This is a genomic window from Streptomyces sp. NPDC015345, from assembly GCF_043078805.1.
GTDB lineage: Bacteria > Actinomycetota > Actinomycetes > Streptomycetales > Streptomycetaceae > Streptomyces.
This window is the reverse complement of the sequence record NZ_JBIBTX010000002.1, coordinates 251,225-263,412: the sequence shown is the minus strand read 5'-3', so window position 1 is coordinate 263,412 and position 12,188 is coordinate 251,225. Positions and strand designations below refer to the sequence as shown.

At 69.5% G+C, this 12,188-nt stretch carries 10 protein-coding genes and 1 tRNA gene; 1 reads left to right on the top strand and 10 read right to left on the bottom strand.

Annotated elements, in window-relative coordinates:
* Nucleotides 1-25: 25 nt before the first annotated feature.
* The 3 genes from ACF062_RS07550 to gap all read right to left on the bottom strand — a co-directional run bounded on the left by ACF062_RS07550 (nucleotide 26) and on the right by gap (nucleotide 3,720).
* Nucleotides 26-1,474 carry an MFS transporter gene (locus tag ACF062_RS07550; protein WP_392136853.1) on the bottom strand — a complete coding sequence of 483 codons (1,449 nt, stop codon included), beginning with the start codon at nucleotides 1,472-1,474 and terminating at the stop codon, nucleotides 26-28.
* 96 nt (nucleotides 1,475-1,570) lie between these two features.
* Entirely contained in the window at nucleotides 1,571-2,446 is an 876-nt protein-coding gene (gene ptlH, locus ACF062_RS07545; RefSeq protein WP_392136852.1) for a 1-deoxypentalenic acid 11-beta-hydroxylase, read from the bottom strand.
* Between the two features lie 269 nt (nucleotides 2,447-2,715).
* Entirely contained in the window at nucleotides 2,716-3,720 is a 1,005-nt protein-coding gene (gene gap / locus ACF062_RS07540) for a type I glyceraldehyde-3-phosphate dehydrogenase (protein WP_223777342.1), read from the bottom strand.
* Between the two features lie 161 nt (nucleotides 3,721-3,881).
* Between gap and ACF062_RS07535 the strand changes: the two genes are divergently transcribed.
* Nucleotides 3,882-4,322, top strand: coding sequence for a MarR family winged helix-turn-helix transcriptional regulator (locus tag ACF062_RS07535; protein ID WP_392136851.1), 441 nt, complete (start codon nucleotides 3,882-3,884; stop codon nucleotides 4,320-4,322).
* Between the two features lie 55 nt (nucleotides 4,323-4,377).
* Here the strand turns inward: ACF062_RS07535 and ACF062_RS07530 are convergent, their stop codons facing one another.
* The 7 genes from ACF062_RS07530 to ACF062_RS07500 form a co-directional block, all read right to left on the bottom strand.
* Nucleotides 4,378-5,553 carry a spore photoproduct lyase family protein gene (locus tag ACF062_RS07530; protein ID WP_392136850.1) on the bottom strand — a complete coding sequence of 392 codons (1,176 nt, stop codon included), beginning with the start codon at nucleotides 5,551-5,553 and terminating at the stop codon, nucleotides 4,378-4,380.
* Nucleotides 5,554-5,705: 152 nt separating this feature from the next.
* Nucleotides 5,706-7,121, bottom strand: a complete 1,416-nt coding sequence (locus ACF062_RS07525; RefSeq protein WP_392136849.1) for an FG-GAP-like repeat-containing protein — start codon at nucleotides 7,119-7,121, stop codon at nucleotides 5,706-5,708.
* 166 nt (nucleotides 7,122-7,287) lie between these two features.
* Nucleotides 7,288-7,578 (bottom strand): hypothetical protein, encoded by a 291-nt coding sequence (locus tag ACF062_RS07520; protein ID WP_392137727.1) that lies wholly within the window; start codon nucleotides 7,576-7,578, stop codon nucleotides 7,288-7,290.
* A 338-nt stretch (nucleotides 7,579-7,916) separates the two neighbouring features.
* Nucleotides 7,917-8,004 (bottom strand) — tRNA-Leu (locus tag ACF062_RS07515).
* Nucleotides 8,005-8,093: 89 nt separating this feature from the next.
* Complete coding sequence (locus tag ACF062_RS07510; RefSeq protein ID WP_392136848.1) at nucleotides 8,094-9,374, bottom strand: ATP-grasp domain-containing protein; 1,281 nt, start codon at nucleotides 9,372-9,374, stop codon at nucleotides 8,094-8,096.
* Nucleotides 9,375-9,393: 19 nt separating this feature from the next.
* Entirely contained in the window at nucleotides 9,394-10,617 is a 1,224-nt protein-coding gene (locus tag ACF062_RS07505) for an MFS transporter (protein ID WP_392136847.1), read from the bottom strand.
* A complete protein-coding gene (locus ACF062_RS07500) occupies nucleotides 10,617-12,167 on the bottom strand; it encodes an amino acid permease (RefSeq protein WP_392136846.1) in 1,551 nt (516 codons plus the stop codon). Before ACF062_RS07500 ends, ACF062_RS07505 begins: the two co-directional genes overlap by 1 nt.
* Nucleotides 12,168-12,188 lie beyond the last annotated feature (21 nt).

Below are 12,188 nucleotides of genomic sequence, written 5' to 3'. Positions count from 1 at the left end.
CAAGTGAATTGCCTTGTACGCGCCGCTATTTGGGCTCGGGCAGCCGCAGGCTCAGGACGAAGATCACCACCGAGAACAGTGCCAGCATCAGGAGCACCCCGATGGCGCCGGCCCGGTCGTCCATCGACGAGCCGAGCGAGAGGAACACGGTCCCGCCGATCGTCGCGCCGAGGGCCGTGGCCGTCTGCTGGCTGGTGACCAGCACGCCGCTGCTCGCCCCCGCCGCCGATGCGGGAACGTCCGCGAGCGTCATCCGCAGCAGGGTGGGGCCGATCAGCGCCTGGCCGACGCCGGTGAACGCGAGGATCAGCAGGACCACCACGAGCGGCAGGTCCGGCCAGGCCAGCGCGATCAGCAGAGCCATCAGGAGCAGGCCCGCGCCCTGGATGACGGCGCCCACCGAGACGATGCGCCGCCCGATCCTGGCCGCGATCTTCGGGGTGAACAGCGACATCACGAAGAAGGCCGAGGCGAAGGGCGCGAGGACGGCGCCGGAGGCCAGCGCGCCGAGCCCGAAGTTCGTCTGCGCCACCAGCGCGTAGACGAACATGAACGTGCCGAAGCCGATGGAGAAGGGGATCACCGCGAGCAGCCCCGCCCGCATGCTCTGGATGGAGAGCACCGACGGAGGCAGCAGCGGCACCTTCCCGCGTGCCTCCAGGCCCCGCTCCACCCTCACCAGCGCGACACCCGCCGCGCAGGCGATCACCGGCAGGACCCACAGCCACAGCGGCCAGCCCAGTACGTGCCCTTCGATGATGACCAGCAGGACACAGACGAGGGCGATGCCGAACAGCAGGGTGCCCAGGTAGTCCATGCCGGGCTTGCGCTCCGCACGGGTGGCGGGCATCTTCCGCACGAGCAGCAGGGTGACCAGGCCGATGGGCGCGTTGATCACGAAGACGATGCGCCAGCCGAAGTCGCCCGCGTCCAGCGAGAGCAGGACACCGCCGAGGATCTGCCCCACCACCGCGGCGAGCCCGGCGGTGGCCCCGTACAGGCTCATCGCCCGGGCCCGCGCCTCGCCGCTGGTCGCCGTCTGGATGGTGCTCAGCACCTGCGGCACGAGCATCGCGGCCGCCGCGCCCTGGAGGATGCGCGCGACGACGAGGAAGGCGATGCCGGGCGCGAATCCGCACAGGGTCGACGTCACCGTGAACGCGACGAGTCCGTAGGTGAACAGCCGCCTCCTGCCGAACGCGTCGCCCAGCCGTCCGCCCATGACCAGGAAGAGGGCGTACGCGATGCCGTACCCGGACACCACCAGTTCGAGCCCGGCCTCGGAGGCGTCCAGGTCCTTCTTGATGTCGTTCAGGGCGACGTTGACGATGAAGATGTCGACGATGGACAGCGCGAACCCGGCGAGGATCACCGCGAGACCGGCTCCCGACAGCCCCGAGGCGGGCTCGCCGCCTCGTCCCGCCCCGGGTGCGCCGTCCGCGACGGCGCCCGCCGGACGCCCTTGTGCAGTCACTGTGTTACCTCTCCGACGGCGCGCGAAGGCGTTCGCCGTTCCGCTTCGGTGGGGGGTTATTCCGCTGACCCGCGGGTCATTCGGCTTGTCCGCGGGTCATTCGGCTTCGATGGGCGTGCCGGTGATCTTCGCCATGATTCCCTTGCTGGCGTCCTTCGCCGACTCCGTCCACGGGGTCACGGCGTTGAAGCCGCGGTGCGACGTCGCGGGCTGCACCCGCGTGTCCATCGACATCCGCATCAGGGGCGGTTCCGTCGCCAGGTTGGGGACCGACTTGTGGCACATGAAGGCGTGGAAGATGAGCACGTCGCCCTGGTCCATCTCGGAGTAGCGCAGGGTCTCGCCCGGCTCGATGTCCTGCGGCGGGATGCCGCGCACGGGGTGGTTGAACCGGCGGTAGTTCTCGTTGAGCACGTGCTCGCGCGGGCCCCTCTTGTGGCTGCCGTCCGCGAGGGCGACGCCGCCGGTGCCCGCGGTGGTGCCGATCAGCGGCACCCAGGCGGTCCGGAAGTCCTTGTTGGGACCTATGTAGAAGCCGTCCTGGTGATACGGCGTCAGGTAGGAGAAGTTCGGTTCCCGCGCCGCCGCCTGTGAGGGGTAGTAGCGGATGGTCGTGGAGCGGAAGACGAAGACCGGCTCGCCGAAGACCTGCTCGAAGACCTTCAGGGTCGAGGGGTGGTTCCAGAAGTCGTCGTACTTCACGTAACCGTGCATCGCCACCTCGTCGACCGCCTCGAAGGAGTCGATGACGAGGTCGTCGAGCGTGGCCTCGGGGCGCGCCGCGCCGAGCGCGACGAGGCCGGCCAGCATCTCCTCGGCGGACTTGCGCACGAGGTCGCGGTCCAGGACGCCGCGCAGGAAGACGTAGCCGTGCTCGTCGTAGAACTCGTCGAGGGCCTTGCGGTCGTCGAGGAGGGGCGTGCAGTCCACGTACTCGGCGAAGTCCGTGGGGGCGGTCGGCGTGTTGGTCATGGGTGTACCTCTCCGCGTGACTCGGCACTGATGATGTACGCCCGCGAGCCGGCCGGGCGGCGGCGGGCAGACGGCTGCGGCGAACGGCACGGGGCCGCGGCCGGCAGGCCACAGCGATGGGGCCTTGATCTTCCGGGGGGGGCTTCCGGTCGGGTGATGTCGCCGGCGAAGGCGCATGGGAAAGCCCCCCTTGCGGCGCTCCAGCGGCATTGCTGGGAGCGCACAGGAGGGGGCTTGCGGCCGAGGGAGTCAGGAGCCGGGGCGGCGGGTCAGAGGGAGGCGCCGACCTTCAGCGCCAGGTCGATGAGGCGGTTCGAGTAGCCCCACTCGTTGTCGTACCAGCCGACGACCTTGACCTGCGGCCCGACCACGCGGGTGAGACCGGCGTCGTAGATACAGGAGGCCGGGTCGGTGACGATGTCCGAGCTGACGATCGGCGCCTCGGTGTAGGAGAGCAGCCCCTTGTACGCGCCGGCGGCGGCCTTCGCGTACGCCTCGTTGATCTCCTCGACGGTGGTGCGGCGGCTCGTGGTGACCGTCAGGTCGGTGACCGATCCGGTCGGCACGGGAACCCGCAGCGCGAACGCGTCGAGACGGCCCTGGAGTTCGGGCAGGACCAGGCCGATGGCCTTGGCCGCGCCGCTGGACGTCGGCACCACGTTGACGGCCGCCGAGCGGGCGCGGCGCAGATCCTTGTGGGGAGCGTCCTGGAGGTTCTGGTCCTGGGTGTAGGCGTGGACCGTGGTCATCATCCCGTACTCGATGCCGACGCTGTCGTGCAGCACCTTGGCGAGGACGCCGAGGCAGTTGGTGGTGCAGGAGGCGTTGGAGATGATCGCGTGCCGCTCGGGGTCGTACGTGTCGTCGTTGACACCGAGGACGATCGTGACGTCCTCGTCGCTGGCGGGGGCGGCGATGATCACCTTCTTGGCGCCGCCGTCGAGGTGCGCGCGCGCCTTCTCCGCCTTGGTGAAGATGCCCGTGGACTCGATGACCACGTCGACACCGAGGTCGCCCCAGGGCAGCGCGGCCGGGTCGCGCTCGGCGAGGACGGTGACCTTGCGGTCGCCGGCCCGGATCGCTCCGGGCTCGGCGGTGATCTCTTCCGGGAAACGGCCGAGGACCGAGTCGTAGGTCAGGAGGTGGGCCATGGTCGGCACGTCGCCCAGGTCATTGACCGCGACGATCTCCAGGTCCGCGTTCCTGGCGGCAACCGCCCGGAAGACGTTCCTCCCGATGCGGCCGAAGCCGTTGATACCTACACGAACAGTCATGCGTTCCTCTCACGATGGTTAAGAGAAGGCAGCTGCGCGCGGCGCATCGCGTCGCGGCGACCACCCGGAACACCATAAGCAACTTGTATAAGCTATCAATACATCGCCGCTCCGCAAGCTATAAGCTCCCCCGAGTGCACGCCTCCTTCAACGATCTGAATGTGACTCACTTCACTGACGGAGTAGAGGACTTCAACCGTTTCTACATCCGTTTGCCACGGCGGCGGAAGCTGCCGTTCAGCACCCTGTCGGTCCTGGACGCCCTGGCCTTCGACGGCAGCCCGAAGCGCCTGGCCGAGCTGTCCGCGGGCGAACAGCTGAGCCAGCCCGGCCTCACCCAGCTCGTGCAGCGCCTGGAACGCGACGGCCTGGTGGTACGCGGCGGCGACCCGCGCGACGGCCGGGCCGTCCTCGTCCACATCACCGAGGAGGGCCGCGGCATCGGCGTCTCCCGCAGGCGCGAGCGGATCGGCCAACTCACCTCGCTCGTCGCGCTGTTGCCCCCGGAGGACCGCAGGGCACTCGCCAAGGCGATCCCCGCGCTGGAGCGGCTGGCACAGCTGGGCAGGGAGAGCGCGGGCGCGGCTCACGCGGCGGTATGAGGCGACCGGCACGCCTCGGCGGCGTGGGCGTGTCCCGGAGAGTCGAGAACCGGGCTCAGAAGGCGTACCTGACGCGCAGCCACGGCGTGTGCTCCGTGAGCAGTCGCCGCAGGCGCGCCAGGGAGTCCTGCTTGACGTCAAGGGCGTAGCGCACGTTGAGGGCCCCGTTCTGCGAGCGCTTGGTCTCCTGGATGTCCGGCTGCCACAGCGCCTCCTCGGCACGGGGATGCCATCTGAGGTTGACCTCGTGGAGCGCCTCGTTGTGCGTCAGCATGATGATCTCGGCGGCTGCCTGCTCCTTCACCCGGGCGGGCAGGACGTCGTCGAGACGGGTGAGCAGGTCGGCCCAGTCGCGCTCCCAGCCGGGGCGCAGGACGACGGGCGAGAGGTTGAAGTGGACCTCGTAGCCGGCGTCGAGGAAGTCGGCGGCCGCGGCGATCCGCTCGGCGACCGGGCTGGTGCGGATGTCGAGGAGCCGGGCGTCCTCGGGCGGCATGACGGAGAAGCGCACTCGTGTGCGCCCCTGGGGGTCGAGCGCGAGCAGGTCCGGGTTGACGAACTTGGTCGCGAAGGACGCCTTGGCGGTCGGCAGGCCGCGGAACGCGCTGATGAGGTCCGCGGTGTTGTCGCAGACCAGGGCGTCGACGGAGCAGTCGCCGTTCTCGCCGATGTCGTAGACCCACGACGAAGGGTCGCACTGGTTGGGTTCCTTCTTGGGCCCCTGAGCCCGCACGTGGCGCCGCACATGGGCGACGATCGCCTCGATGTTGGTGAACAGCGTGATCGGATTGGCATAGCCCTTGCGCCGGGGGACATAGCAGTAGGCGCAGGCCATCGCGCATCCGTTGGAGGGCCCCGGAGCGATCCAGTCGGCCGACCTGCCGTTGGGGCGCGTCACGAGGTGGTGCTTGACCCCGAGGACGAGCGTCTCGGTCTTGATGCGGACCCACCGCTCGACGTTGCCGTCGTTCCCGTGCAGGGAGGGGATACGCCAGTGGCCCGCGACCTCGGTCACCCGCACCCCCGGCAGCCGGGCCATGATCTGCTGCCCGCGCGGGGAGTCGAGGGCCGCGGGCTCCGCGTAGACCTCTCGCACGTCAAGCATCCGCCGCGCCTCGGGGCTGTCCCGGAACGACCCGTGTGCGGGCCGCGCCGCGGCGGTGTCCGTCCACCCGAAGAGGGCGGGCTGCTCCGGTCCGCCCGGAGTGCTCGCCGCCGCTGACTGATCCACGTGCCGTCCCTGCCGTCTCACCCGTTCGATGCGCCGCGCTCCTCACTCTCCCGCTCATCCGGGCCCGGCGCATCACGACGGGCCCGGGACGGCACGCCCCCCAGGGGCCGAGCGGTGCGGCACACGCGTGCGGCAGCAGCCGGCGGCCGGTGTCAGGAACCGTGCGCGCTGGTCGGCATGGAGCGGCCGAAGTACGTGTACGGGTCCTTGGAGAGCCCCGCGGCCGCCGCCGAGAAGCTGACGCCGTGCGAGGCGCTGACGCCACCGGCGGAGCCACGCAGGCTCCACAGCGCGCCATTGCCGGTGTTCTCCATGGGAGCGCCGACGGCCAGGTCGGCGCGGCCGTCACGGTTGGTGTCCGTCAGACGCACGGCGGATCCGAAGCGGTCGTACGCCTCGTTCGCACCCGGCACGCCTTCGGTCCCCTGGTGCACGACCTCGGCGCCGGTGCCGCTGAGGCCCTCGGCCGAGCCGCGCAGGACGACGACCTCGCCGGCGTTGGGAACCGAGCCGATGGTCTCGAACTCGGCGCCCACGGCCGCGTCGGCGTAACCGTCGCCGTTCAGGTCGCCCACCGCGACCGCCTCGCCGAAGGCGTCCTCGGGCTCGTCGGCGCCCGGGACACCAGGGCTGTCCTGGGTGAGGGTGCGCCGCGCGGACGCCTTCAGGCCCTCGGCGGTGCCGACGTAAGTGATGACGCTGTTGTCGTCGGGGGAACCGAGGAGCAGGTCGTCCCGGCCGTCGCCGTCGAAGTCCCCCGTGGCGGCGGCGTGCGCCTCGTCGGGCAGGGCGGTGTAGGTGCCGGCAGCCCCCGGGTAGACGAGCGAGGCGCCGTCGAAGCTGCCGTCCTCGTCGTAGCGTCCCCCTACGACGAGGTCGTCGCGGCCGTCGCCGTCGAAGTCGCCGGCCGCCAGGGAGCGGTAATAGTCGGAGCCGTCCGGGGCGATCGCGGTCTTCAGCTCGCGGTGGCCCGCGGTGCCCGACTTGGTGACGCCGTCGAAGATCCACACGTCGTCGCGGCTGGTGCCGACGGCCAGCTCGGGCCTTCCGTCACCGTCGAAGTCGCCGACCGCGAGGCGGTTGCCGAAGAGGTCGTGCGCGGCGGGTGCCGGGTCGGGGAGCGTCGTACCGCCGGCGAGCCCGGACTTCGACCCCCACAGGACGGCGACGGTGCCGCCGTCCGCGTCGCCGTCGACGTCCTCGTTCGGAGTGCCGGCGACCACGTCGGTGTAGCCGTCGCCGTTGAGGTCACCTGTGGCGAGCGCCGCCCCGAACTCGTCGTCCTTCTCGGCGGCGCCGGGGACGCCGGACGAGTTCTGCGTGACGATCTGGGTCCGGCCTGCCGAGACGCCACTGGACGAACCGGTGTTCACGACGACCGCACCGGCGCCCGAGGCTCCCGACACGGCGGCTTCGGAGGCGGTGACGAGGTCGCCGTACCCGTCTCCGTTCACGTCGCTCTGTCCGCTCGGAGAAGCGGTGGGCGCGGCCTGCGCGGGCGCCGCGGCGAGCAGCCCGGCGGCGAGAGCGAGGGCGAGAGCGGGGGCGGTGCGGTAGCGGTGGTGCATGGGCCCTTCTCTGTCGTTGGGGCGGAGCCGTGACGTCCTTATGACACGTCACGGCCGACAGAGGGAAGACACGCACGAGGCCCGAAGAGTTGTACGAGGCGGCAGGGAAAGTCACGGCCCGGTGCCGCGACAACTCCTGGCGAGCACCACCGCTGACCCGAGTGCGTCAGTTGACGACCGTGCCCAGAATCGGCAGCGCGGGGGCGGCGGACTCGTCCTTGACGTGGGACTTCTGACGAATCTCATTGCACTGGAAGGCGCGCGCCTGGTCCAGGACCTCGATGGTGATGACGGCGTCGATGTCCTGCACGGTCGGACACACGTCACGGATGATCTCGACGTTCTGCGACTTGTGGCCGCGAACCTCTTCGTCGGCCACGGCCGGCGTGACCGCCATACCGGTCGCGACCAAGGTCAGCACCGATCCGGCCAGCACCTTCTTGTCCGTAGAGTTCATTTCTCCAGCGCTCCTGTCCGGTACGACACGGCACCCCGACCGGATGCCGCCGCCGGACCCAACCGGCCCACCGCGGCAAAGGTTGCGCGAGGCGCCGGGCTTTCACTCGGTCGCCGCCGGCCTCCGGGGTGAGGTCGGCGAGGGTGGGACAGCCGTCCACCGCCATGGTCAGGTCGGCTTCGGCGAGCAGTGCGCGCAGGACGTGGACGACGCCGTGGCGGTGAAACCACCAGGCGGCCTCGGCCACGCTCTGATCAACCGCAGCCGACGACCACGGAAAGCTGAAGGGGGCGTGCGGCAGGCTGACGGTGATGTCGCCGTTCCCCACGTGGAGTGTGTGCCCGGAGCGGGACTCGAACCCGCACGGCCGCAGCGCGGCCAGGGACTTTTAAGGTCCCGGTGTCTGACCAGTTCCACCACCCGGGCGCGAGTGGGAGACGTGAGTACCCGGCCCGGCTTCGGTACGGACCACCGGGTCCGTACCGAAGCCGCGGTCAACGGCAACCGCACACGCTCTACTCGGCCACGCGGTAGACGGAGTCCTTGAGGGTGCGCACCCTCTCGTAGTCCGCGGTGAGTTGGCGCTCGTCAGGAGCCGTCATGTGAACGCGCAATATGCTGGTGAGCAGACTGTCGGTGGGAACGATCCGGTCGCCGGGCTTCAGTTTGACGGTGACGTGGTGGACGCTCCCCAATGAGCGGATCGAGGCGACGGTCCGTTCGTCGACGGCGCTCACCGTGCCGGTGGCCGTCGTGGGCGCTTCGTAGACGGCGGCAGGCTGAAGCCTGGTGTATGCCTTACGGCCGTACTGTTCCTTGAAGACGTCCGGTCGCAGGTAGGCAAGTGCGGTCAGGCCCGCCTGGTCGTGGCCGAGACACCTGTCGTGGAAGCCGGAGTCGATGTGGCCGCTGAGCCGGGTGCCGATCTCCACCAGGGTGGGGCCGTCCGGTGTCACGATGACCTCCGCGTGTGCCGGGCCCCAGCGGACGTCGAGGGCGGCGAGGACCTCGTCGATGTATGCGGTGAGGTCGGTGACGAGAGAGTCGTGGCCGTCGAGCAGGATGTCCCGGTCGTAGATGTTCTTGCCGTTGGGCAGCAATGACTTCTCGTACTGCCATACGCCGCAGGTGTACCGCTGCCCGTCGCAGCTGACCGTGTCCACGATGTATTCGGTGCCTGCCAGGTAGGACTGGACGAGGATCTCCCGGTTCCGCCTCCCGAAGATGTCGGGGGTGGCGAGTACGGCCTGGGCGGCCCGCGACACTTCTTCGCTGTCCTTGCAGATGGACACCCCGTCGGACGCCGCTGAACTCAGGGGCTTGACGACCACCGGATAGGTGCCGCGCGCCATGGCCCAGTCCACGATGGCCTGCGGGTCCTCGCTCTTGAACTGATCGGCGCAGCGGACACCGGCCCGGCGCAGGGCTTCGATCATCTCGTACTTGTCCCGGCGGGCCGGGGACAGCAGCGTGCCGTTGGAAGGTACCCCCAGGGCCTCACCCAGCTGGTCGGCCAGGGTGACCGCTCCGTCCTGGCCGGCCACCACACACACGGGGTGGTACGGCTTGAGCCGGCGCACCAGGGCTTCCAGGTCGCCATCGGCCGACACCACGTTCTCCACGTACTCCGAGAGCTTCGGAGCGCTCAGTGTCGGCATGAGCTCCGCGGTGCTCTGGACGTGAAGGACCTCGGCACCAAGAGCGGCGAAGGCACCGGGGTAGAAGTTTCCGGCCGAATAGCCGTCGACGACGACAGCGACGGCGGCGCTGCCTTCGAGGTTGTCGGAGAGAGGCATGATTGGTGATCGCTTTCTGTCAGGAGACCCGGATGCGGTCTTGAACGGTCGGCTCGGGAGCGGCGGGAGGCGGCTGGAACCCGGGCAGTCCGACGAGAGCCTTGAACCCGACGGCCACCGCGAGTCCGAGAGCCAGCACGGAGAGCCAGAGCGTTCCGTAGCCGAAGGCACCTGCCAGCACGATGCCCGCGGGGCCGCCGACGGCGGCTGCCGCGTTCCACGCGAAGAACATGGAGCCCTGGTAGGTGCTGACCTTGCCCTCGGGTGCGCGGTTGGCGACGAATCCGGCGGACGTGGGCGCCCAAAGCACCTCGCCCAGGGTCCATATCAACGTGGAGACGATGAAGGCAGGTACGGAATGGGCGAAGGCGTTGGCGCCGAAACCCAGCGCGATCAGTGCCGCGGACAGCGCCAGTGGTACTTCCTCGCGCATGTTCCGGGCGACTCTCGGCGCCAGCGGCAGCAGGATGACGGAGGCCACGGCGTTCACCGCGAGCACGAGTCCGACCTGGCCGGGGGTCATGCCCTCGCTGCGCATGCCCAGCGGCAGCGAGGAGTTGACCTGGAGGTAGATGCAGGCCATGAGGAAGGTCAGGACCAGGAATGCGACCAGCACCCGGGACCGGAAGGGTTCGGCGATGGAGCGGACGGTCTCCCGGACCAAGGAGGTGTCGGAGGCCCGGCGCCGGACGGTGACGGCGTCCGCGGGCAGTCCGATCAGGAGCAGGCCGTAGAGCGCGCTGCACACGGCCCAGACGATGAACAGCAGGGACGGTGAGAACGCCAGGAGGAATCCGGAGATGACCGGGCTCAGCGACATGCCGATGTTGAATCCGACGAGGTAGAAGCTGTAGGCACGCTCGAAGTCGGCTCGGGGAACGATCTTGTGGATCAGTCCGGCGCTTGCCGGGCGGTCGACCGCCGAGAGGAATCCGGTGACCAGGGCCAGCAGGCACAGCGCGACGATGTTGGTGGTGAAGAGGTAGAGCAGTGCGGTGGCGACCGCGATCGGCTGGGCGCCGACGATCGTGCGGCGCGGGCCGATCATGTCGGCGAGTGCTCCGCCCACCAGTCCCGATACGACGACGCCGATTCCGAACAGTCCGACGATCAGGGGTGTGGTCCGGGCGTCGACCAGCTTCCCCTGCTCCAGGTAGAGCACGAGAAAGGCAGGAGCGAGAATTCCGACGCGGTTCAGCGCCTGTCCGCACCACAGGAGCCAGAACGCCTTGGGGAAGCGCATCAGAGGTCTCCCTTCACGACTGTGCCCGCCGCGCTGCCGACGGCGACCCGAGGGGTGGTGGGGTCGTCCCGGTCCGCGACCTGCGGTGCGGGAGTGGTCACCGGCTGGGCGAAGGCGCTGCGGCGGCGGCCGTAGACCGCGTACAGGAGCAGGCCGGCTCCGAGCCAGATCAGGAAGGTCAACCAGGTGAGCAGGGACAGGTTGATCATGAGGTAGAGGCAGGCGGCGAATGAGATTCCGGGCAGCAGCGGGACGAGCGGCACGCGGAAGGGGCGGGGCAGTGCGGGCCGGGTGCGGCGCAGGATGACGACACCGGCGGAGACGAGCATGAAGGCGAAGAGGGTGCCGATGTTCACCAGGTCGGCCAGCACACCTATGTCCACGAAGCCCGACAGAAGCGTCATCACCACGCCGAGCGCGATGAGACTGCGATGAGGGGTGGCGTACCGCGGGTGCACCGCGGCGAAGGCCGGGGGGAGCAGCCGATCGCGGCTCATGGCCAGCAGCACTCTGCTCTGGCCCCTGATGCTCACCATGCAGACCGTGACGAGACCGACCACCACGCCCATGCTGATGACCGCCCCCACCATGGGATGCCCCACAGCCTTGAAGGCCTCGGCGACGGGTGCGTCCACCGACAGCCGGCCGTACGACTGCATTCCGGTGAGAACCAGGCTCACCACGACGTACAGGACGGTCACGATCGCGAGCGAACCCAGCAAGCCGATGGGCAGGTCACGCTGGGGCCGTCGTGTTTCCTCGGCCGAGGTCGCCACGACGTCGAATCCGATGTACGCGACGAAGACCATGGCCGCTGCCGTGATGACGCCCGTGATTCCGAAGGCGGACGTCGTGCCCGGGAGGAGGGACTGCAGCAGCGGTGTGTGCATCCCGGTGGCCGTCTCCGCCGGGGCGGAGGGCGGGATGAAGGGGCTGTAGTTGGACGCATCGATGAAGAAGGCGCCCACGACGATGACGAACAGGACCACCGCCACCTTGACGGCGACCAGGACCCGGGTGGCCCCCTTGGAGACCGTTCCGCCCCGGATGAGCAGTGCGACCAGGAGCAGGATGAGCAGCATGGCGGGCAGGTTCATGACTGAGCCCTCGCCCCCGCGGACCGCTGCGGGCAGGTGGATGCCCGCTGTGTCCATCAGCGATTGGAGGTAGCCGGACCAGCCGACGGCCACGACACACGCGGAGAGCGTGAGTTCGAGCATGAGCGCCCAGCCGATCACCCAGGCAGCCAGTTCGCCGAGGGTGGCGTACGTGAAGGTATAGGCCGAGCCGGCGACCGGAAGGGCGGACGCCAGCTCGGCGTAGCACAGGGCGGCGCACCCGCAGACGGCCGCGGCCAGGACGAATGAGACGGCGACCGAGGGGCCCGCCATCTGTTTCGCCACCTGCCCGGTGAAGACGAAGATGCCCGTCCCGAGCACCATTCCCACGCCGGTGACGATCAGGTCGAACCACCCCTGGTCGCGGCGGAGCCGTCCGTTTCCTGCGCTCTCCGCGGATGCGAGAACTTGCTCAACTGACTTGACGCGCATGGAGCTTTATCCTTGTGCCCT